Annotated in this window: 20 protein-coding genes; 12 read left to right on the top strand and 8 right to left on the bottom strand. The window is 64.1% G+C overall.

What is annotated here, in order from left to right; genetic code table 11:
• From EZM81_RS16440 to EZM81_RS16420, 5 genes are all read left to right on the top strand, one after another.
• Nucleotides 1–840: phage portal protein (locus tag EZM81_RS16440; protein WP_136646474.1), on the top strand; the 840-nt coding region annotated here is incomplete at its 5' end.
• Nucleotides 833–2,635, top strand: a complete 1,803-nt coding sequence (locus tag EZM81_RS16435; protein ID WP_136646473.1) for a prohead protease/major capsid protein fusion protein — start codon at nucleotides 833–835, stop codon at nucleotides 2,633–2,635. The genes EZM81_RS16440 and EZM81_RS16435, both read left to right, overlap by 8 nt.
• A 2-nt stretch (nucleotides 2,636–2,637) precedes the next feature.
• Nucleotides 2,638–2,847 (top strand): phage head-tail joining protein, encoded by a 210-nt coding sequence (locus EZM81_RS16430; protein WP_136646472.1) that lies wholly within the window; start codon nucleotides 2,638–2,640, stop codon nucleotides 2,845–2,847.
• A gap of 2 nt (nucleotides 2,848–2,849) precedes the next feature.
• Nucleotides 2,850–3,194 carry a DUF2190 family protein gene (locus EZM81_RS16425; RefSeq protein WP_136646471.1) on the top strand — a complete coding sequence of 115 codons (345 nt, stop codon included), beginning with the start codon at nucleotides 2,850–2,852 and terminating at the stop codon, nucleotides 3,192–3,194.
• A gap of 126 nt (nucleotides 3,195–3,320) precedes the next feature.
• Nucleotides 3,321–4,322 (top strand): hypothetical protein, encoded by a 1,002-nt coding sequence (locus EZM81_RS16420; protein ID WP_136646470.1) that lies wholly within the window; start codon nucleotides 3,321–3,323, stop codon nucleotides 4,320–4,322.
• A gap of 496 nt (nucleotides 4,323–4,818) precedes the next feature.
• On the opposite strand, the gene EZM81_RS16415 is transcribed toward EZM81_RS16420, so the two are convergent.
• Complete coding sequence (locus tag EZM81_RS16415) at nucleotides 4,819–8,628, bottom strand: hypothetical protein (protein ID WP_136646469.1); 3,810 nt, start codon at nucleotides 8,626–8,628, stop codon at nucleotides 4,819–4,821.
• 461 nt (nucleotides 8,629–9,089) lie between these two features.
• Between EZM81_RS16415 and EZM81_RS16410 the strand changes: the two genes are divergently transcribed.
• Complete coding sequence (locus tag EZM81_RS16410) at nucleotides 9,090–9,509, top strand: hypothetical protein (protein ID WP_248298254.1); 420 nt, start codon at nucleotides 9,090–9,092, stop codon at nucleotides 9,507–9,509.
• The gene (locus EZM81_RS18580; protein WP_248298253.1) at nucleotides 9,506–9,688 is read left to right on the top strand and encodes a hypothetical protein; all 183 of its coding nucleotides are present in this window, start codon (nucleotides 9,506–9,508) and stop codon (nucleotides 9,686–9,688) included. Before EZM81_RS16410 ends, EZM81_RS18580 begins: the two co-directional genes overlap by 4 nt.
• Before the next feature lie 25 nt (nucleotides 9,689–9,713).
• Here the strand turns inward: EZM81_RS18580 and EZM81_RS16405 are convergent, their stop codons facing one another.
• Nucleotides 9,714–10,979 (bottom strand): site-specific integrase, encoded by a 1,266-nt coding sequence (locus tag EZM81_RS16405; protein WP_136646468.1) that lies wholly within the window; start codon nucleotides 10,977–10,979, stop codon nucleotides 9,714–9,716.
• 592 nt (nucleotides 10,980–11,571) lie between these two features.
• On the opposite strand from EZM81_RS16405, the gene EZM81_RS16400 reads away from it, so the two are divergent.
• From EZM81_RS16400 to EZM81_RS16380, 5 genes are read left to right on the top strand one after another with little or no spacing between them, the layout of a single operon-like run.
• Nucleotides 11,572–11,811, top strand: a complete 240-nt coding sequence (locus tag EZM81_RS16400; protein ID WP_248298252.1) for an AlpA family transcriptional regulator — start codon at nucleotides 11,572–11,574, stop codon at nucleotides 11,809–11,811.
• Entirely contained in the window at nucleotides 11,811–12,050 is a 240-nt protein-coding gene (locus EZM81_RS16395) for a hypothetical protein (RefSeq protein WP_136646466.1), read from the top strand. The genes EZM81_RS16400 and EZM81_RS16395 overlap by 1 nt, the downstream gene beginning before the upstream one ends.
• Nucleotides 12,047–12,442, top strand: coding sequence for a VRR-NUC domain-containing protein (locus EZM81_RS16390; RefSeq protein WP_136646465.1), 396 nt, complete (start codon nucleotides 12,047–12,049; stop codon nucleotides 12,440–12,442). The genes EZM81_RS16395 and EZM81_RS16390 overlap by 4 nt, the downstream gene beginning before the upstream one ends.
• Complete coding sequence (locus EZM81_RS16385; RefSeq protein ID WP_136646464.1) at nucleotides 12,439–13,446, top strand: helix-turn-helix domain-containing protein; 1,008 nt, start codon at nucleotides 12,439–12,441, stop codon at nucleotides 13,444–13,446. Before EZM81_RS16390 ends, EZM81_RS16385 begins: the two co-directional genes overlap by 4 nt.
• Nucleotides 13,443–14,120: a hypothetical protein gene (locus EZM81_RS16380; protein WP_136646463.1), complete on the top strand. Its 678-nt coding sequence runs from the start codon at nucleotides 13,443–13,445 to the stop codon at nucleotides 14,118–14,120. Before EZM81_RS16385 ends, EZM81_RS16380 begins: the two co-directional genes overlap by 4 nt.
• Before the next feature lie 77 nt (nucleotides 14,121–14,197).
• Here EZM81_RS16380 and EZM81_RS16375 read toward each other — a convergent pair whose 3' ends face one another.
• Genes EZM81_RS16375 through EZM81_RS16350 form a run of 6 tightly spaced genes read right to left on the bottom strand, consistent with a single transcriptional unit; the run spans nucleotide 14,198 to nucleotide 20,353 of the window.
• A complete protein-coding gene (locus EZM81_RS16375) occupies nucleotides 14,198–15,310 on the bottom strand; it encodes a Gfo/Idh/MocA family protein (RefSeq protein ID WP_058099351.1) in 1,113 nt (370 codons plus the stop codon).
• On the bottom strand, nucleotides 15,307–16,371 hold the full coding sequence (locus EZM81_RS16370; protein WP_058099352.1) for a sugar phosphate isomerase/epimerase: 1,065 nt from the start codon (nucleotides 16,369–16,371) through the stop codon (nucleotides 15,307–15,309). The genes EZM81_RS16375 and EZM81_RS16370 overlap by 4 nt, the downstream gene beginning before the upstream one ends.
• The gene (locus EZM81_RS16365) at nucleotides 16,368–16,667 is read right to left on the bottom strand and encodes a putative quinol monooxygenase (RefSeq protein WP_136646462.1); all 300 of its coding nucleotides are present in this window, start codon (nucleotides 16,665–16,667) and stop codon (nucleotides 16,368–16,370) included. Before EZM81_RS16365 ends, EZM81_RS16370 begins: the two co-directional genes overlap by 4 nt.
• 2 nt (nucleotides 16,668–16,669) lie before the next feature.
• Nucleotides 16,670–17,626 (bottom strand): ABC transporter permease, encoded by a 957-nt coding sequence (locus tag EZM81_RS16360; protein WP_136646461.1) that lies wholly within the window; start codon nucleotides 17,624–17,626, stop codon nucleotides 16,670–16,672.
• Nucleotides 17,619–19,190, bottom strand: a complete 1,572-nt coding sequence (locus EZM81_RS16355; RefSeq protein WP_136646460.1) for a sugar ABC transporter ATP-binding protein — start codon at nucleotides 19,188–19,190, stop codon at nucleotides 17,619–17,621. Before EZM81_RS16355 ends, EZM81_RS16360 begins: the two co-directional genes overlap by 8 nt.
• Nucleotides 19,187–20,353 carry a Gfo/Idh/MocA family protein gene (locus tag EZM81_RS16350; RefSeq protein WP_136646459.1) on the bottom strand — a complete coding sequence of 389 codons (1,167 nt, stop codon included), beginning with the start codon at nucleotides 20,351–20,353 and terminating at the stop codon, nucleotides 19,187–19,189. The genes EZM81_RS16355 and EZM81_RS16350 overlap by 4 nt, the downstream gene beginning before the upstream one ends.
• Nucleotides 20,354–20,422: the final 69 nt, after the last annotated feature.

Raw genomic sequence — 20,422 nt, 5'->3', positions numbered from 1 at the left:
CAAGAGTTGGAGCCTCCGGAAAACCCGGCGCAGTTCACTACCGATTGCCTGCATCTTTTCAAGCCGCTCGCCGCTGGCCAGTTGCGCGGGATCACCTGGCTTGCCCCAGTGCTGCTCCGGTTGCACGAGTTGGACCAGTTCGAGGATGCGGCGCTGGTGAAGGCCAAGATCGCGGCGCTGTTCACTGGCTTCATCACCGATCCGGACGGCACGGCGGGCGGCCTGACCGGCACCAACACCGGGGGCGCGCTGACGGTCGGCATGGAACCCGGCAGCCTGATCCCCCTGCCGCCCGGCACCGACATCCGGTTTTCCAACCCGACCGAGAGCGATGCCTACGGCCCCTTCGTCAAGAACCACCTGCGCGCCGTCGCCGCTGGCATGGGCCTGCCCTATGAACTGGTCTCGGGCGATCTGGAGGGCGTCACCTATTCCTCGATCCGTGCGGGGCTGATCGAGTTTCGTCGGTGCGTTGAACAGTTGCAGCACAATGTCGCTGTGCATCTGTTCTGCCGCCCGGTGTGGGACCGCTTCGTGCGGCTGGCGGTCCTGTCGGGCGATCTGCCCGCCCGGGACTTCGACCGCGATCCCGCCGCCTATCTCGGGTGTGAATGGCTGCCGCCCAAGTTCGACTACGTCGATCCCAAGAAGGACGTCGAGGCAGAGATCCTTGCCATCAAAGCAGGGCTCAAAAGCCGCAGGCAGGCGATTTCCGAACGGGGCTACGACGCCGAACAGGTTGATGCCGAGATCGCCGCCGACCGCGAGCGTGCGGAAGGGCTGGGGCTAAGCTTCGATCAGACGGCGGCGCCGCAGCAGAAGGAGTCTGTCGATGACTGACGCCCTCGAACTTCTCACCCGTCGCGCGACGCTGGCACCCGCCACAGCCGATCCGGAGGCTCGCACCGTCGAGGTGATCTGGTCCACCGGCGCACCCGTGCGCCGCCGCGACATGGCGGGGCAGTACATCGAGCGGCTGAGCCTCGATCCGCAGGCCGTGGACCTGTCGCGCCTCGAAGGCGCCAGCGTGCTCGATGCACATCGCCAGACCGCCGTGCGTGACGTGCTCGGCTCCGTCCGCAGCGCCGCAGTCGACGGCAAGCGCGGCACGGCCGTCATCCAGTTCTCGGCCCGGCCCGAGGTGGAGCCGATCTGGCAGGACGTGCTGGCGGGGATCCTGCGGCATGTCTCGGTCGGCTATTCGGTCGAGGACTGGGCCGAGACCACCGAGAACGGCGCGCGCGTGCTGACCGCCGTGCGCTGGACCCCTCACGAGATTTCCCTTGTGCCGACGCCCGCCGATCCCGGCGCCCAGATTCGCATGGAGACAGAGATGCCCGACACGACCGTCACCCCCGGCCCGCCCGAGGCGCAGACCCGCGCCGCGATTAACACCGAGATCCGCGCCATCGCCCGTATCGCCGGGCTGGATCAGTCCTGGATCGACGGGCAGATCGACGCGAACGCCGATGCCGACACTGCCCGCCGCGCGGCCTTCGAGGCGCTGGCGAAGCGGTCTGCACCGCCGATCCGCACCGAACAGGTCCGTGTCGAGATGGGCGAGAGCCAGGACGAGTCCGCGCTCCGCGCCCGGCAGATGGGCGAGGCGCTCTACGCGCGGATCAACCCGCGCCACGAGCTGAGCGATCCGGCCCGCCGCTATGCCTATTCCACGCCCGTGGACATGGCGAAGGAGCTGCTGGCGCTGCGCGGCGAGTCCACCATGTCGCTGTCGCCCGCGAGTCTCGTCACACGCGCGCTGCACACCACCTCGGACTTCCCGATCATCCTCGGGGACACGGTGGGCCGCGTGCTGCGCGACGCCTACCAGGCCGCACCCTCGGGCATCCGCCGCCTTGGCCGCCAGACCTCGGCCCGGGATTTTCGGGCGGTGAACAAGATCATGCTGGGTGAGGCACCGCTGCTGGAGAAACTGAACGAGCACGGCGAGATCAAGGCCGGGACGATGGCCGAGGCGCGCGAGGCCTACAAGATCGAGACCTGGGCGCGGAAGATCGGCATCACCCGGCAAGTGCTGGTGAACGACGACCTTGGCGCCTTCGCGGACCTCGCCCGCAGGATGGGTCAGGCCGCGGCAGAAACCGAGGCGCGGATCCTCGTCACCCTCCTCGAGGCGGGCAGCGGCAACGGGCCCACGATGTCGGACGGCAAGACCTTGTTCCATGCCGATCACGGCAACAAGGCGGGCACCGGGGCGGTGATCTCGGATGCGACGCTCTCGGCCGCGCGGCTGGCGCTGCGCACCCAGAAGGGCATCGAGGATCGCACCATCCGCGTGACGCCGCGCAACCTGCTCGTGCCGCCCGCGCTGGAAACCGTGGCCGAGAAGTGGCTGGCGAGCATCGCGCCCGCCACCGCTGCGGACGTGAACCCGTTCTCCGGGTCGCTGTCGCTGGTGGTCGAGCCGCGCCTGTCCTCGGCCACGCGCTGGTATGTCACCGCCGAACCCGGCGAGATCGACGGTCTGGAGTTCGGTTACCTCTCGGGGGCGGAAGGCCCGCAGGTCGAGAGCCGCTCGGGCTGGGACGTCGACGGCGTCGAGATCCGGGTGATCCTCGATTTCGGGGCCGGGTTCATCGACCATCGGGGCTGGTTCATGAACGCCGGGGCGTGAGCATGGCCGACCTCGCCCAGCTCACCGCCTGGCGGGACACCCTGATGGCCGCGCGCTATCGGGGCGTCCGCACCGTCGAATACGACGGCAAGCGCGTCACCTACGCGAGCGACGGCGAGATGGCCGCCGCACTCGCAGAACTCAACCGGCAGATCACCGGGACCACGACGCGCATCGCCGTGGTCCGCATCCAATCCTCGAAAGGGCTCTGACCATGCGCAACTACCTCCAGAACGGCCAGGTCATCACCGTGTCCACGCCCACGGGCGGCATCGCGTCGGGCGAGGGGCTGATCGTGGGCAACATCTTCGGCATCGCCGCCTACTCTGCCGCCGAGGGCGACCCGCTGGAATTGGCGACCACCGGCGTCTACAAGCTGCCGAAGGCAACAGCGGCGGTCCTAACCGTCGGCGCGCGCGTTGCCTGGGACAACACGGCCAAGCAGGTGAACACGCCCGGCGCTGGGCGCTTCCCCATCGGCACCGCGACTGAAGTCGCCGGGAACGGGATAACCTCCGTCGCGGTGCGGCTGGATGGGGTGGCAACGGCGGCGGCGTGAGCAATTCCGGCACCGCGCCCGAAGAGCCAACGTAACGCTCACATTGACCGAGCGGCTCGGCCTGAAATACTCTCCGAACTGTTCTTTGTGGAGAGGCCGCCATTGCTGTTCTGTAACATTGGCTGGATGAACCGGTACGAAGGTCTTGTTGGCAAGCCTGACAAGATCGTCGGCGGCGGGAAATGGGTCACTGAAAACGAATCCGGCCACGAGGTCTGCAATTTCCTACCGTGTCCGGACGGTTTTGTTTACGGGCACGTTGAGACAGTCCACGGTGAGAATGATCGTCAAATTCGGCTTGAGAGACTTGGAGGAACTGGGAACTCACTCGATGGCATTGATGTCATTTGGACGGCGACCCACCCCGATGAACGAGGTCGGCGCGTTGTCGGATGGTATCGCAACGCCACAGTTTTTCGCGAGCGCCAGGACTTCGAAGCTTTCCCGTCGAAGCAGCACAAGCGGGACGACATCAGAAATTACCGGATCCGTGCATTGGCTTCCGATGCGCACCGGCTCGATCTAGAAGATCGATCGTTGGCAATGGGTCGCGGCAAAGGTTGGATGGGACACACACCATGGTGGTCGCCAGACGACAGCAGTCCGCAAGAGGTCCAGCTGTTTCTGCAGCACACCAGAGCGCTAATTGAGTCTGCTGCAACGGCCGATCCGGGAGGGCAGAGTGGCGGAACGAACAATAGTAAGAGCACCGGTGCTGCCGGTAATCCATACGTCCGATATGTCCAAACTTATGAGGCATGCATCACGCCTCGACACAGCGAACTTCAGGGAAGGTTTGAGCGCTTTCTCTCCTGCAAGGGTGCAACCGAACTCCGACCGAATCTCGCGAGTGTCGACCTCCGCTACAGCGATAGCGCACGCGGCCAAGTCCTTGCTGAAATTAAGCCGTGCGAGACCGAAAGTTCTCGATATGCGATCAGGACGGCCATGGGGCAGCTGCTGGATTACCGGCAACGCGCGAATGGTGATGTTTCCCTGCTGATCGTCGTTGAGGTCAAACCGAGTGACGAAGACCTTGCTCTCGCGACGTCGAACGGATTCGGCATCGCCTTTCCATCCAAAGACGCGTTCAAGATCATCTGGCCGAAGGCATGGCCACCCAGCTGATGGAACTTAGATGGAACATCGACGCGTTCCCGTGTCGCATCCGTGTTGCACGGAGGAATCGGGGCTGATCGTAAGGCTTTGGAATCTTTGGGGAGTGTTCGGGATGGGCTTTCGACACGACGCGACACGCAGAAGCCGCCCGATGGGCGGCTTAAGTGTTTGATATCTTGTCGGAATTTCTGGTTGCGGGGGCAGGATTTGAACCTGCGGCCTTCAGGTTATGAGCCCATGGAAGGGCAAAACCGAATAATCAGTGAAACCAGAGACTTACAAGGCAAGCCTTTGTTTTAGCTTGATTTTCACCCTCGCAAACATCAGCGTTCGCACGGATTCACACGCAAGACCGGCAGGAAGTCCGCAGTCGCAGGTTGATGTGGCGTTGATGTAGCCCTTCGCTCTCTCCACCCGATTCGTTTCAGGAAGTGGCATGAGGGACAGGCCGTCGGGCCGAAATGCCGCTGTGTAAGGTCCCCTAGCACGCCATATCTTCCATTTCCTATTCGAAGGAGACGTCGCGCTCCCGGTCTTCGGCGCGCTCCCTTTCGCGTTCCCTAGCAATGATTTGGCGCAACCCTAACGCTCCTTGGTCGAACGCCTGCCTGACCCTCTCATTTGGGTGACTGGCGAGTTGCTCCATGGCAAGAAGCCGACGCTCCATGATATCGGCTCTGCTACCGCTCCAGCGCATCGGACTAACATGGCCGAAGAAAACTGCGACAACGGCTTCGGGATCTGGCGCTGTAGCTAGTAAAAGCTTCGCTTGTGACGACAGTCCGGTAGTATGTGAGTCAGCTTCTGAAGTGTCGTCTGGCCCGAAAGGCTGGATTGCGTCAGCCACCGAAATCCAGCGTTCAGCTCCGCCCATTCGGCACCAATCGATCAGCAGCTGAGGCTCGATACCGCCCAGCGGCGACTTTTCAAAGGTTGAGTCTCTGCTGAGCCTGAGCCTCGGGTCTGATGCGCCAAGTGCCCTGTCGAGGAAGACAAACGGCGCTCGTTCCGCCAGTGCGGCAACTGTCCTTTCAACATCATAGAGCGAGCCGTGTCGCCGATGTGCATGAGCAACCATCGCATCAACAAGGCGTCGCGCACCGACTTCATCCCCGGGGACCAGACACTTCTGCACCACTTCGGCCGCGTGAAAATCCAGATTGCTGTTCAGCCTGTCATCTCCGCGGGTGAGCATTAATGCAACCGTGTTGATCCCGACACCGCGCAGTTCCGGCGGCCAGTCACTGGGTGACTTTTCTTCGTTATGCCTCAACATCGCCAGCGCATCGATGATGGCTTCCAAGCCATACTGACCCGTCTGCATGGCTGTGAGTAACCTGACGCGATCAGCATCATTTAGCCCATGCTGGTCGGACCATACGAACCCACTGAATTGCCCGGCCCAGACATTGGGATCGCTGGCGGCTACTGTCAGGCGATTGAGTTCAACATTCGAGACCTTCCCGCTCGGAGCAAAGGCTGCATAGGTCTGCCGTAGGGCTGGTATTCGAAGGCATTCATTTCGAATTTCATCGGCAAGATCCGGAATTCGCTCCTCAATGGCGGCAAGGAACCCAGAGAGAATGGATGGCTTAGTGCGTGGCCCAAGTTCAGAAAGATACAGGTCGCGCAGTTTACTCCACTGCCCGGGGGGGTCAGAAGTGACCGAACCAAGACCCCTGCCAAGTTCGAAAGGGTTGTTGTGACGTGCCGCGAACAGATCGTCCGCTAAGGCATCGATGACGTCGGGCCGTTCTGCCAGCTCTTCCCCGATCTCGCGCAGCTTCGCTGAATGCCGTTGCATGGCTGCCGCGAAATCCCGATCGCCTTCCCCATCTGGCTCATCCCCGAGATACCCTTCGGAACGTAATATGGCCCGCGCCCGGTGAATCAGGTCCAGAGGCTCCATTTCCCTGATCAACGCCGACAATCGTTCAAGTTCTACACTCTCATGATCCGTCGACCTTCTGATTTCGAGACTTCGCATGCGCCGCAGCGCATTCCAGCCTTCCACCCATGGTTCAGTTGAGCTCATTCGTGCTGCGGTCTTCTCGATATCATCGCGCAACGAAGGAACTCGACGCCAGATGCTTGCGCATCCTTGTGCGAGGATGTCCCTTGCCTCCTTCTTGACTTCATCATGTGATCCAAGAGCAAATTCTTCCCCGAGTGCCATCCAGCCACGAAACCATTCCACAACTTCGTGGCCTCGCGGGTGCCAGCCAAAGGCTTCGGGCCTGGCATCCTCCGTCGAGAAGAATGCTGAGCTCCACATCGACGTCTTCAACGCCGCCCTCAGCATCGCAAGACCACGCTTGGCGACCTTGGGATCCGGCGAAAATGCTGTCCGCCGCGCCACATCAATGCGCTGATCGGTGCGCGCGAGGGTGCCAGAAAGGTACAGGCCGAAAAGGCTTTCTATGGCGCGATCCGCGTTTGCAGCATCACGCTCTTCCGAGGAGATGGCGAGATCAACAAGGCCCTCAACCGCGCGGTCAAAATGATCAGGCGAATGGGAAACTCGCGCCAGAAGCTGCGTTGTCTGGTCGATTCCTCGCGTCGAGTGGCGCTCTTCCGAAAGTTGTCCCGCAAGCAGTCGCAAATGGTTCAGAGCCTCTGCAGGCACGAGGTGACACAAGCGCTCCAGGAGATCGAGATCGTACCCTGTGATACCTTGGGCAGAGTCGAGCGGACCATTTGGCTGCATCCAGAGTTCCACGATCTGTCGGACCGCCTGGACATCATGCAGGTAGGCGAGCCGGCGCGCGAAGGAACGTCTCAGCCGCGCAGCCCCGGGCGTGCTGAACGCAATGCCTAGTTCGCGCCATGGCAAGTTGTGGATCGCCCGACGCGCCAAACGGTTTGCAAGCGCATGCGGAAGCACGGCACGCCAACACCCCCGAACTTGCGCCAGTCCCCGCTCTACAAGTGTATTCGCATGCCGGTAAAGCAGAAGACGCGGAATCGCGGTTAGTTCGGAGAGGAACAGCAGTTCGTCCGGGTCTTCTACACCCTCCACATCGAATGAATAGACAAGCGACAGGGCTTCTGCGGACTGCTCAAGCTGAGGATCAGGTTGTTCTCGCTGCCAAAAAAGGCGCCGAAACAGTGCGTCATCGTCGAAGGCTGAAAGCGATCCAGTTGCCGGTGCAGCCGCAGCTAGGGCAAGCGCAAGACGCGCGTTGCCAATAGCCAGCTCCGCCAGCCGCCGCGCATCACTTGGAGAACGTCCAGGATGGCGACGTCGAATTAGGGCCTCAACGATATCTGAGCCCTCAGCCTCGATCCGGATGACTTCGGTTTCTTCCGGTCGATCGTCACGCACGTCGTACTCGATGGTGATTACGCTCACCCGGGTGTCCGACTTGGCCAGCCTATCGGCGAGGGCCCGGTGACTGTCGGGTGGGCAGTTATCGACGATCAGCACTGCAGGCCGATCCAGTGAAATCAGAGTTTCCAGCATCTGGAGGGGCGACGGCTCGGGGTCGCGTCCGATGTCGGTGTATACCGCCCAAGACTGAGGAATGGGGTTTCCGACAGTTGTTTCCTCAAACAGAGCCTGAGCAAGCCTTGTCTTGCCAATACCTGACAGACCAGCGATCCGGATTGCCTTCTTGCTGTCCCGAACAAGTGCTCTGATCGCCTCCAAGGCATCAGGCACCGCCTTGAATATTGTGCGACCCGGCAGCGTGAAACTCAAGCCATCCTCGCAGATCAGGGTGTCATCAACGCCCTTCGGCGTCGACGACCACTGTGAGTAGCCCGCCCAGCCCCTGAGGCTGGGCAGGCCGAGACGTTCCCTAAGCCAAAGGCTAACGGCTGGATGTGCGCTGACCCAGCGCGCAAGGGCGTGACGATCGATGAAATCGGTATGAAGCGCTGCCAAGTCCGGATGCCCGCCAAGTGCCTGTCGCATTGCATTCCGGCGATCCTCCAGCATCGTCCTTGAACAATCGACACCGACCGAAACGATCAGATAGGCACCGGAATTTCGGGCAATGTCCTCGATGCTCCGTCGTAGACTCCCGCCGGGGCACATTTCAGCTACGACTGCACCTTGACGCAGGTCGGACTTCTTGACCTGAAAGCCTACCACACTGCGGGGCAATACAGGGTTGGGCACGAAGTCGGTTGCCAACTGAACCATGACATCGATGCCGCCATCTGGAGTAGTCTGGGCCCCGCCCCAACTGACTTCAGTTCGATGGCCACCGTACCTTTCACGCTCTGCCTCGCAAAGACGCGCCACAAGCTCCCGCAGGTCGGCATCATCAAGATCAGCTATTCGGGCCGCGGGAATATCAAAGACGGTCATGTGCCTCCACTGGTCTCTCAACTGGTTGAAAAGTCGTCCGGGCCAAGCACAGGCAAGCTATTGATGAGCTTGCGGACAGGCAAACCATATTGAGCGCCGCGTTGTGATTGGCAGTCGGTGCAACCCACTCGGCCATATGGGCGGCGTTCAACTAGAGGCCAAACGCTCCAGGCGGGTGCACCTTTGCGATCGCTGGCCACGCACGACAACCTCATTATCCACAGCTTCGTCTACCCCACCCCCTTGCTCCGAATCGAGGCCAGCGCCAAGTTGCATCCTTGAGGAGAGCAGCCCTCAACCAAAAGCATAACAGGTCTATCGGAACACCAGTCGCTCTGACCGAAGGCGCATCAGCGCCTCTCGTGTCGTTGCGCCCGATCACTTAACCCGTGCCGCCCCCAGCACGGGCTGCAGGCGGTATGAGTTCGGCCCGTCCTCGGTTCATGTGAGGATGATCTGTCATGGCTTTGCCGCCCCGCGTTTACTACACCCTTCAGGAAGTCACGGCCCGTTGGGGCTGCAACATCGCCGACGTCGCAGGCTGGGCCGCGGCGGGCAAGTTCCACATCATGACCGGCATCGGCCTGGTGCGTTGCGGCGAGGAGATCGTCGCCGGTCGGGTGGTTCTCTCGCCCATGGACCTCATGCCGTTGTTCCGCCGCTGCGGGACCGGCCCGACCGAGGGCTGTGCGCGCCGGATCATGGCTGGCGAGAAGCGCCAGTGGCAGATCATCACCGATCCTGTCGGCGGGGTCACTGTGGCGGTTGCGGACATGATGATCATGGCTGATGAGGTGCATGCCTTCGAGGAAGAGAACGACATGGTGCGGCGGGTGGCGGCCGGGCCGGTGCTGCCACGCCCTACGATTGGGAAGGCATGAACATAGCCCTGATCGTGCGGATTCATGATCACGGCCTGCCCGCCACACAAGCCGAGCTGGTTGCCGAGATGCAGGACTGGTTCGCGGATCGGTCGGACGGCAAGAAGATGCCAGACAGCCGTTCGATCCGGCGCCGGATCACGCCGATATGGAGGGCACTGCGACGGGAGGAAGCGTGATGACCAGGGTCCGCGCTGGCCCGGATCAGGCAGACTTTCGGCCGCCCCGATCATCAGCGTCATGCACCAGCCGGGGCTTCGGCCGGAAGGCGCTGGCGACAGCGTCCACCCCGGCACGCAAGGGCAAGTCCATCAGGTGGGCGTAGCGCAGCGTGGTCTGCATCTGGCTGTGACCCAGAAGCTTTCCGATCATTTCCAGCGATGCCCCGCCACTGACTAGGAGCGATGCGAAGGTGTGGCGCAGGTCATGGCTCCGGACGTCCTGCAGCCCGCATTGCTTCTGGACCTGCGCCCAGAACCGCCGCACCTCCTGAACCGGTTGCCCGGGCGTGTCGCCGGGGAAGAGCCACGGCGATCCCTTCGGCACCAGCGGCAGCCGCTGCCGCACGATGGCGGCGGTTTCGTCAGAGATCGGCACGCGGTGGACGCGGCGCTGTTTCGTCATGGTGGGCGGCTTAGACCAACTCATGTGCTCAAGGTTGAACTGTTCGAACCGGGCCTGCCGCACCTCGCCCAAGCGGGCGCCGGTCAGCATGCACATACGGATGATGTCGGCCGCGCGCCGGTCCTCGGCCGCATCCAGCGCGGCGGCAAGCTTGGAGATTTCCTCCTTCGACAGGAAGCGTTCGCGCGGTGTCTCTGTGCGGCGGTGGAAGCGCTGGGCGGGGTTGTCCTCGCACCAGCCCCACTGGACCGCCAGCGTGAACATCTTGCGCAGCACCTCTCCGATACGGTTGGCGCGCACTGGCGTGGGCTTGGCACCCTGCAGCTTGCGCGCCCGGTTGTTGGGCTTTTCCTTGTGCGGCCGCGCCCTGCCCTCGGCGATCTTGGTCAGGAGCTTGTCAACGTCGGTCGGGGTGATCTCCGTCACCAGCTTCCGGCCCCAGACCGGTTCCACCATCCTGGCCAGCGCCGACCTCTGGTCGGCCGCGCTGCGGGCGGAGAGTTTCGGCAGATGCTCGGCGCAGTAGCGTTCGATCAGGTCGGTCACGCGCGGGGCTTCGCGTTTTGCCTCGCGCTGACCCAAGGGATCGGCCCCGGCGTCGATCTCGCGCCGCAGTTCCTTGGCCCGCTCCCGCGCCGCCGACACCGACCATTCCGGCCAGCGCCCGAACGTCATCCGGCGCTGGCGCCCGGCATGGCGGTAATCCAGCGTGAAGGCCCGCCCACCGCCGCGGTAGATGCAAGCGGCAAAGCCGCGCACGTCGGTGTCGAATATCTGGTAGTCCCGCCCCGGCACCGGCTCGGCGTCGCGCAGCACTTTTTCGGTCAGCTTGATGCGTTCGGGCATGGCTTCGGTCCTTCTTGCATCTGACATGAGGCGTGGTTTCGCCTGGTTATCAAGGCAAGCATGGCGCTGTGGGTGGCGGGGAGGCGGAGGGTGGCAGGAAGGACGCCAGAACCGCGCCACCCCTTGTTTTCTTGGAATTGTGGCGCTGGACGGATCGATGCGCGACTGGCCACGATAGGCGTAATGCGACGTGCGAAGTGGCAGGCACGGTTGTCGCGCTAAAAATCCGGCCTTTGAAAAGCCGCAGCGAGGCAAATCCTCAAGGAATTCAAAGGGTGGCAGGGGTGCCGTGTCGGGTGCCACCCCCTCTTTGCTCGTCAGTGACGGTCAAACACGGCCAATCCGGCTGTTCGCTGGTGTTTGCGGCCTTGGCGTCCGTTCCGCCCATCTGGCTGGACCGGCCGTAATCTTCCCCCACCACCCGACCACCATCGCAAACCCCAACAAAACAAGGGGTGGCACAAAGGGGACGTCCTTTCCGCCACCCTCCGCCTCGCCGCCACCCCGCGGGCTCTGCGCTCACTGGTCCCAGCAAGATGTCCCCGATCTTCGGGGCCAGGACCAAGAGACCCCGATGCCGCATCTCGGATCGATGCCAGACCGACAAGACAAACCCCGCAGCCTGCTGGTTGGCTGGATCAGCCGCCTCGACCTCGCGCTGGAACTCGGCCTTTCGGTCGACACCCTGCGCCGCTGGGAGGCGATGCGGACGGGTCCACCCTGCGTGCGCGCCGGGCGCAAGGTCTACTACCGCCGCGCCGCCGTCGAGGAATGGCTGGAGGAGCAGGAACAGGCCGCCCCGCGCCGCCGTCGAGCCGGAGGGCGCCGGTGATGACGATCCAGCCCCGCAGTTCCGCCTGGCCCGCCGACCGCGTGGCCGAGGCCCGCGCCGTGATCGCCGACGTCGCGCATCACAGCGATCTTCTGATCCGGCTCGCTTGCAACGTGCTTGTCCAGCATGGCGAGACCCCGGGTGAGCGTGCTGATGCCCAGCGCCTGCTGGTGGTCGTCAATGCGCGGCGAGGGGTAGCGCGCGCCCAGCGCGAAGACCAGGGGAGGGCAGCGCGATGATGCGCCGTGGCACCCCCGAGGCCGATTTGCAGCGCACGGTCGTAAAGGCGCTGCGCATCGCCCTCCCCCGCAGCGCCATCATCCATCACTGCGCCAACGAGGTGACCGAGGCCGGGCCTCGCGGGGCCAAGCGCCAGGCGATCCTGGTCGGCATGGGCGTCCACGCCGGTTTCGCGGACCTGATGGTGATCTGTGACGGCCGCGTCCTGTTCCTCGAGTTGAAAGCCCCGAAGGGGCGACTGCGGCCGGAGCAGGAAGCGTTCCGCGATGCCGTTCTGGCTCATGGGTTCGGCTGGGCGCTTGTCCGCAGTCTCGATGATGCGCTGGGCGCGCTGGCCGATCACGGCTTCACCACGCGCATCGCCCCTGCCCCACGGAGGCCCGCGCCATGAGCCACGAGGCCACCAACTGGGCCATCAAGCAGCGCGGGTTGAAGCCCACGACCAAGATCGTGCTCTGGCACCTCTGCGACCGGTTCAACCCGGATTACGGCTGCTTCCCCTCGCAGGACCGGCTGGCGCATGACTGCGAGATCAGCCGGTCCACGCTGAACGATCACCTTGGCCAGCTCGAGGCCGTGGGCCTGCTGCGGCGGGTGCCGCGGCTGGATCCCGTCACCAAGCGCCAGCTGCCGACCCGCTACATCCTGGGGTTCGAGCCGGGCTTCACACCTGTGGCTGTAGCTCCGTGTCCGGAAATCGGACACGGGGAGGATGGTGGAGCAGAAACGCTCGACGATGCCGACGGTTGCACTGGCGATGCCATGGCCAACGACCTGCCGTGTCCGGATTTCGGACACGGGGATGGCACGAGGCCCGTGTCCGATTTTCCGGCCGACCCGTGTCCGGAAAATGCCGAAAGCCGTGTCCGGATTTCGGACACTAACCCTGTAAGGGAACCTCTAAGTAGACCAGTAAAGGAGGAGGAGGGCGCGCAGGCGCGCGAAGCAGTTTCCGATGAGGTTTTCGGGGACCTGCTCGACGCGCTGGGCCTCGATCCTGTCGCCCTGCCCGGTTGGTGGCAAGGCTGGCCGCCCCGGTTGCACGTCCAGCGCTGGCGCGACGAACTGGGGCTGACCGAGGCGGAGATCGTCGCCGCGGCCGAGGCAAGCCGCGAGGAACATCCCGAACCGCCCGATGGCCCAAAGGCGCTGGACCGCGCCATGCAGCGTGCTGCCCAGCGCAAGGTCGAGGATGCCGGGCGGAAGCGCCGGAAGCCCAAGACACCCCCTGCCCCGGCTTCGAAGCCGATCACCGACCTTCCCGCCTTCTATGCCGAGTTGGTGAACGGCGACCGCTACCTGCCGGTCAGTGCGATCAGCAACACAATACGGGACGCGATGCTGGCGAGGGGGCTGGTCACGGCCGAGCGTCTGCGCGAGCGAGGTGTTCGATGACTCTGCAACGACCGATCAGCCGTGCGGGCGTTCGATCCGTTAAACGAGCGCTGGGCGTGCAGGCCGCGCTCGAATGGGCATTCCGGATCGAACAAGCGCAGCTTGAGCTGCCCCTGCCCCCGGACGTCACCGAGGAAGGCTTCGGCTTCGGCCTGGAATACGTCCTGCTGCAGCGCGCCGTGCTGGGCTGCAAGATCGACGGCGGCCAGCACAAGATCGGCGGCTACACCCACGAGGACGCCGAGGTGATCGCCGCCACCGTCGCCGGGATCCCCGACAGCCTCGGCGGCAAGCGCATGGCGATCCGCGTTGCCGAGCTGGCCCACGCCGGGCTGACACCGGATTGGATGCCGGGCGCCATTCCGCGCTGCGTGCCGACCATCGTCAAGCAGAACCAGCACGGCACGCATGCGGGCGCCGTCGTCGCGGGCACCGAGCGCATCCGCGTGCGTGGCCCGGGCGCTCGAGCTAGATGGAAAACCGTCGACATCCTCGCCTGCCCGGTCACCTTTTCACCCCACCCGCAGCAGATCGAAGCGGCCAGGCGCGGCTATGGCGACTGGTGGCAGGCGCTGGGCTGGGTGCGGGAGGGGCTGATCACGGGCGGGATGCTGCGAGAGGTCGAGGTGACTGATGCGATGCCGAAGGCCGCCCCGTGGCTCTCGAGGTGTTGACAGTCGGTATGGGCGGAAAGCGGACGGTCGGGTGAGCGGTGAGAACATCTTTCAGATGTGCCTACCGCCCCCGAGTGTTAGGCCGCCGTCCACATTCCACCCGCCCCATTCGAGCGGACACACGCGCGGATGAAACGCATTCCTGCAAGTCCGTCCTCGGCGGTAGCCAGCGCTCGCGTCGACGCCAAGCCCTTACCTTCGATCAGATCCGCCGCATCGGCGTATAGAGTTGCGAACGCCTCCAGATAGCCCTCGGGATGGCCGGACGGTATGCGGCTTGGCGTTTGGGTCAAGCCGTCACCGCGGCGCAGCAGGCGGGTCGTGTCGCCAAGCGGGGTGAATTCGAGCAGATCAGGGTCTTCCTGATCCCATGCCAGCCCCCCCCTTTCGCCGGCGATGCGGAACCGCAGCGCGTTTTTGGTGCCGGGGGCGATCTGGCTTGCCCAGATCATCCCCTTCGCGCCGCCGTCGAAACGCAAGAGGACTGCCGCGTTGTCATCCAGCCGCCGTCCCGGCTCGAAGGCGGTGAGGTCGGCAAGAACGGCCTGAACTCCAAGCCCCGAAACAAATGTGGCGAGATTTACGGCATGCGTTCCGATATCCGCGATGCAGCCGCCCTCGCCCGACAAGCCGGGATCGGTGCGCCAGACGGCCTGTTTCTGCCCGCTCTGTTCCACGGGTCCGGCCAGCCAGTCCTGCAAGTATTCCACCTGCACGTGACGCACCGCCCCGATTGCCCCTTCGGCGATCATCCGGCGCGCCTCGCGCACCATCGGATAGCCTGTATAGGTCTGGGTCAGCACGAACGGCACGGATGTTTCGGCTGCCAGCGCAGCCAGTTCCTCGGCCTCGGGAAGCGTCGCGGTCATCGGCTTGTCGCAGATCACTGCAATGCCTGCCCGCAGGAAGGCCGTCGCCACCTTGGCATGAAGGTGGTTCGGCGTGACGATCGCCACCGCAGCGATCCCGTCAGGACGGGCTGCCTCGGCCAAAGCCATCTGCGCGAAATCGGAATAGCTGCGGTCGGGCGCAATGCCGAGATCCGCCGCCGAAGCCGCGGCCCGTGCCGGGTCGGAGGACAGCGCCCCCGCAACCAACTCCCACCGCCCATCCAGCCTTGCGGCCATGCGGTGGACCCCGCCGATGAAGGCCCCTTGTCCTCCGCCGACCATGCCCAGTTTCAGTGTCATGACCGGATCCCCAGCATTGCGTCCAGCACCGCCTGATCGGCCCTCCCGCCTGCGAAATCGTCGAAGGCCTGCCCCGTCACCTCGATCAGATGACGGGCGATAAAGGGCGCACCCTCGGCGGCACCCTGCGCCGGGGATTTCAGGAAGCACTCCCATTCCATCACCGCCCAGCCGCGATAGCCGTGCTGGGTCAGCCGCGTGAAGACGGCCGGAAAATCCACCTGCCCGTCGCCAAGGCTGCGGAAACGCCCCGCCCGTTCCACCCAGGGCGAATAGCCGGAATAGACGCCCTGCCGACCATCGGGGCGGAACTCGGCGTCCTTGACGTGGAACGCCGAGATACGGTCGTGATAGATGTCGATGAAGGCCAGATAATCCATCGCCTGTAACAGGAAGTGCGACGGGTCGTAGTTGATCCTCGCGCGGGGGTGTTCGGCCACGGCAGAGAGGAACCTCTCCCAGCTTGCGCCGTCGAACACATCCTCTCCGGGGTGCAGTTCGAAGCCAATATCGACACCCGCATCGTCATAGGCATCAAGGATGGGGGTCCAGCGGCGGGCAAGTTCGGCGAATGCCGTCTCGACCAGTCCGGCGGGGCGCTGCGGCCAAGGATAGAGATAGGGGAAGGCCAGCGATCCGGTGAAGCTGACCGTTCCCGAAAGCCCCAGACGCCGCGCCGCCGTTGCGGCCTTGGTCACCTGATCGACCGCCCATGCCTGCCGTGCGCCGGGATTGCCCCGCACCGTTTCCGGCGCGAAGGCATCGAAGGCCGCGTCATAGGCGGGATTCACCGCGACCAACTGTCCTTGCAAGTGCGTGGACAGTTCCGTGATGGCGATGCCCGCTTCGGCGCAAATGCCCACCACCTCGTCAGCATAGGTCTGACTTTCGGCGCAGAGGTTCAGATCGAACAACCGCCGATCCCAGGACGGGATCTGCACGCCTTTGTAGCCCAGCCCTGCCGCCCAGGCCGTGATCGCGGGCAGGCTGTCGAAGGGTGCATCATTCCCAGCGAATTGCGCCAGAAAGATGCCCGGACCCTTGATCGCACTGCCCGTCATGCCGCCCTCTCCGACAGCATGGTCAGGGGCCGGATCTCCACCGGACAGGCCAGCAGACGGTCAAGCTGCGAAACCAGCGGTTGCAGATGCGGCATCGCCAGATGCGCGTCCAGCGCCGCGCGGTCGGTCCAGTTCTCGTAGAAGACAAAGACGCAAGGATCGGCAGCATCGACGTGGAAGTCGTAGTTGATGCAACCCGCCTCGGCCCGCGTCGGCGCCACTAGCGCCATCAGCAGCGATGCCAGTTCCTCGCGCGTTTCCGGGCGGGCGGTGAGGGTTCCGATGATCGTATACATGGTCAGCCCCGCTTCTGGCTCAAGGCAACGGCAAGGATGATGATCGCGCCCTTGGCGATCAGCTGCTGGCTGAACTCCAGCCCCATCAGGATCAGCCCGTTGTTGATCATCCCGATCATCAACGCGCCGACGATGGTGCCGATGACCGTCCCCTTGCCGCCGAACAGGCTCGTCCCGCCAAGGACGGCCGCGGCGATGACCGACAACTCATCCCCTTCGCCAAGCTGGAAGCGGCCCGATTGCAGACGGCCAGCGTAAAGCATCCCGGCCAGCGCGGCAGCGCAAGAGGACAGGACCAGCACCTTGAACTTGATGCTGCGCGTGTCGATGCCGGAGTAGCGCGCGGCCATTTCGCCCCCGCCCGTCGCCAGAACCTTGCGGCCAAAGCCGGACCGGCGCAGCGCGACATGACCGACGCCCGCGATTACCGCCATCCAGAACATCAGGACCGGGATAGGGCCGACCGAGCCGCCCCCGAAGATCCAGGAATAACCGGGGGACAGGATCGGCACCGCCGCCGTGTCGGAAATCCACATGGCCACGCCCTTGGCGATGCCCATCATGGCAAGGGTCGTCAGGAAGGACGGAATGCCGATCCGCGTCGTGAGCCAGCCGTTGAACACGCCCACGGCCAGCCCTGTCGCCAACCCGGAAAGGACACCGCCAACAGGCCCGGCGACGGCAATCGCCATGGCAACCGTCACCGTGGTCAGCCCCGCCACCGCGCCCACCGACAGATCGATCTCGCCCGCCGACAGCACGAAGGTCATGGCCACCGCCATCACCGCGATCATCGCGGTCTGCCGCACGATGTTCAGCAGGTTGTTCGGGTTCAAAAACCCCTTGTCGTTCAGCGTCAGCGCGAAGACCACGAAGATCACCACGAAGCCGATATAGATGATGTTCTGCCGCCAATTGGCGAAGAATGCCCCGGCCGGGGCGGTTGCTGCCTTAGCCATGGCTGGCCTCCTTGATGGTCAGGGCTTTCTGGATTTCGATCTGAAGGCGGCGTTCGGCCGCTTGCAGGGCGTGTTCGGGGTTCGTCTCGGTCGGGTCGTCCAGATCGGCACGATCCAGAATCTGATGCGCACGGCCATCCGCCATAACGAGGATGCGGTCGCAGGCCGTCAGCAGTTCCGACAGTTCCGAAGAGATCACGATGACGCCCTTCCCTGCCTGCGCGAGGTCGCGGACCAGACGGATGATCTCGGCCTTCGATCCGATGTCGATGCCTGCGGTGGGTTCGTCGAGGATCAGGATATCCGGCTCTGTCGCCAGCCATTTGCCGATCACCACCTTTTGCTGGTTGCCGCCCGACAGGGTGGACACGGCATGGTCGCGGCTGGCGGTCTTGATCGACAGGCGGGCGATCATGCGGTCCGCGATGTCGCGGACGCGATCACGGTCCACGATCCCGCGCGGCGCGATGCGGCCCAGAACCGCCATGACCATGTTTTCGGCCACACTATGTGCCGGTATGATGCCTTGTGTCGCCCGCGCCTCCGGCACCAGAGCGATGCCTTGGGCGATGGCGTCTGCGGGGCGGCGGATCGCCACCGTCGTGCCCTTGATCCGGATTTCGCCGGAAACGGCAGGTTCGATGCCTGCGATAACGCGGGCCAAGGCCGACCGGCCAGAGCCGAGCAACCCGGCCAGACCCAGAACCTCGCCCCGGTGGAGGGTGAGGCTGACGTTTTCGGGCTTGTGCGGGCCGGTCACGTTTGCAAGGTCCAGAAGAACCTCGCCCCGTGTGGCATCGCCCCGGGTGACATCGGAAAGACCCTTGGATTTCTTGCCGACAATATGTTCGATCATCACGTCGATGGGCAGATCGGCCAGCGGCGCGGTGATCACATGTTTTCCATCCCGCAGGATCGTGGCGCGGTCCGCGATGCGGGCGATTTCGTCCATGCGGTGGCTGACATAGATGATCGCCACACCCTTGGCCTTGAGTTGCCGCAGGAAGACGAAGAGTCGTTCAACATCCGACACCGAAAGTGCGGTTGAGGGTTCGTCGAGGATCAGGACGCGGGCATTCTGACTGATCGCCTTCGCAATCTCGGTCAGCTGCTTTTGACCCGCCCCCAGATCGCCCACCAGCGCAGCGGGATCTACCTCGACCTGCAACATGTCGAAAATCGCCTGCGCCCGCCGGACGGAATCGGCATCGTCGATCATCCCGCGCGCATCGCGGGCTTCGCGGGTCAGGAAGATGTTCTGCGCCACAGTCAGCGTGGGGATCAGCGACATTTCCTGAAAGTTCATTGCGATACCCGCCGCCCGCGCCGCCTCGGGCGTGCGGGCGGCCAGCTTCTGGCCACCAACCTCGATCTCGCCCTCCTCCGGCACGTGAACGCCGTTCAGGACCTTCAGGATGGTGGACTTCCCCGCCCCGTTACCGCCAAGCAGGGCGTGGACCTCACCGGCAAACACCTCGAAATCCACACCATCCAGCGCGCGAATGCCGCCGAAGGATTTGGAAATCCCCGTCATCCGCACGGCAACCGGGGCGGGGGCGGTCATTCCACCCGCTCCCACTTGCCGGTTTCACCCGACCGAAGCAGGGCATCGGCCACCAGTTCCGTCAGCAGACCATCCTCGAAATTCGGGCTGGGCTGCTTGCCGCTGGCAATCGCGCTGAACAGGTCGAAGCATTCGACGATCTTCGTTTCCGAATAGCCGATGCCCAGACCGGGGATCGGCCACAGACCGCCGCCATAGGGATGGGCTGGACCAGTGTAGACCGTGCGGAAGCCGCGTGCATCGGCGGGGTCGTCGGCGAGCATCACCTGCAACTCGTCACGGCGTTCGTAGTTGAAGTGGATCGACCCCTTCGTCCCGTGGATTTCCAGCGTGATGAAGTTGTTCCGACCCCATGCGTTGCGCGTGGCCTCCAGGCTGCCGATGGCCCCGTTGCCGAAGCGCAGCATCGACACCACCTCGTCATCCACATCCACCGGAGCACGTTCGGCATCAGCGGATTTCTCCGACGCACCCAGCTTGTCCACCCCGCCCTGCTGGATGGGGCGCGTCGTGACATAGGTCTTGGTCATGGCGATCACCTCGGCAATGGGACCGACGAGGTAATGCGCAAGGTCCACCACATGGGTCCCGATATCCCCCACCGTGCCCGACCCCGCGATCTTCTTCTGAAAGCGCCAGGACAGCGGCCCGTTCTCATCCGCAGACCAGTCCTGAAGGTAGGTGCCGCGGAAGTTCAGGATGCGGCCGATGCGGCCTTCCTCGATATATTTCTTGGCCAGCGCCACGGCGGGCGTGCGGCGGTAGTTGAAGGCGACCATGTGGATGATACCGGCAGCCTTCGCGGCGGCGGTCATCGCGCGGGCCTCTTCCACGGTGCGGGCCAGGGGCTTTTCGCAGATGATGTGCTTCCCGGCCTTCGCCGCCGCGATGGCGATCTCGGCATGGACATTGTTCGGGGTGCAGATGTCGACCACGTCGATATCGGGGCGGGCCACCACGGCGCGCCAGTCGCTGGACGCCTCGTCAAATCCGAAGCGGCGGCGGGCGTCCTCGGCGGCCCCGTCGGTGACATCGACGACGACCTTGCGGTGCGGGATCGCCGGGGCGGGCCAGAAGAACATTGGCATCGAGGCATAGGCCATGGCGTGCGCCTTGCCCATGAACCCGCCGCCGATCATGGCGACGTTCATCACTTTGGTCATTGTCCGTCTCCGGGGCAAAAGGGTGGCGGGCCTTCGCGCGCGGGGAGCACTCGCCTCCGCGAAGGCCCG

This window comes from Tabrizicola sp. YIM 78059, assembly GCF_004959785.1.
Classification (GTDB): domain Bacteria; phylum Pseudomonadota; class Alphaproteobacteria; order Rhodobacterales; family Rhodobacteraceae; genus Tabrizicola; species Tabrizicola caldifontis.
Note: the sequence above shows the minus strand (reverse complement) of the source record. Positions and strands in the feature narration are given on the sequence as shown.

Coding starts and splice junctions, on each gene's coding strand:
- EZM81_RS16410 (WP_248298254.1), top strand. CDS start 9,090: ATGGCTTTGCCGCCCCGCGTTTACTACACCCTTCAGGAAGTCACGGCC.
- EZM81_RS16415 (WP_136646469.1), bottom strand. CDS start 8,628: ATGACCGTCTTTGATATTCCCGCGGCCCGAATAGCTGATCTTGATGAT.
- EZM81_RS16395 (WP_136646466.1), top strand. CDS start 11,811: ATGACGATCCAGCCCCGCAGTTCCGCCTGGCCCGCCGACCGCGTGGCC.
- EZM81_RS16390 (WP_136646465.1), top strand. CDS start 12,047: ATGATGCGCCGTGGCACCCCCGAGGCCGATTTGCAGCGCACGGTCGTA.
- EZM81_RS16375 (WP_058099351.1), bottom strand. CDS start 15,310: ATGACACTGAAACTGGGCATGGTCGGCGGAGGACAAGGGGCCTTCATC.
- EZM81_RS16400 (WP_248298252.1), top strand. CDS start 11,572: ATGCCAGACCGACAAGACAAACCCCGCAGCCTGCTGGTTGGCTGGATC.
- EZM81_RS16365 (WP_136646462.1), bottom strand. CDS start 16,667: ATGTATACGATCATCGGAACCCTCACCGCCCGCCCGGAAACGCGCGAG.
- EZM81_RS16385 (WP_136646464.1), top strand. CDS start 12,439: ATGAGCCACGAGGCCACCAACTGGGCCATCAAGCAGCGCGGGTTGAAG.
- EZM81_RS16360 (WP_136646461.1), bottom strand. CDS start 17,626: ATGGCTAAGGCAGCAACCGCCCCGGCCGGGGCATTCTTCGCCAATTGG.
- EZM81_RS16420 (WP_136646470.1), top strand. CDS start 3,321: ATGAACCGGTACGAAGGTCTTGTTGGCAAGCCTGACAAGATCGTCGGC.
- EZM81_RS16425 (WP_136646471.1), top strand. CDS start 2,850: ATGCGCAACTACCTCCAGAACGGCCAGGTCATCACCGTGTCCACGCCC.
- EZM81_RS16355 (WP_136646460.1), bottom strand. CDS start 19,190: ATGACCGCCCCCGCCCCGGTTGCCGTGCGGATGACGGGGATTTCCAAA.
- EZM81_RS16380 (WP_136646463.1), top strand. CDS start 13,443: ATGACTCTGCAACGACCGATCAGCCGTGCGGGCGTTCGATCCGTTAAA.
- EZM81_RS16350 (WP_136646459.1), bottom strand. CDS start 20,353: ATGACCAAAGTGATGAACGTCGCCATGATCGGCGGCGGGTTCATGGGC.
- EZM81_RS16430 (WP_136646472.1), top strand. CDS start 2,638: ATGGCCGACCTCGCCCAGCTCACCGCCTGGCGGGACACCCTGATGGCC.
- EZM81_RS18580 (WP_248298253.1), top strand. CDS start 9,506: ATGAACATAGCCCTGATCGTGCGGATTCATGATCACGGCCTGCCCGCC.
- EZM81_RS16370 (WP_058099352.1), bottom strand. CDS start 16,371: ATGACGGGCAGTGCGATCAAGGGTCCGGGCATCTTTCTGGCGCAATTC.
- EZM81_RS16435 (WP_136646473.1), top strand. CDS start 833: ATGACTGACGCCCTCGAACTTCTCACCCGTCGCGCGACGCTGGCACCC.
- EZM81_RS16405 (WP_136646468.1), bottom strand. CDS start 10,979: ATGCCCGAACGCATCAAGCTGACCGAAAAAGTGCTGCGCGACGCCGAG.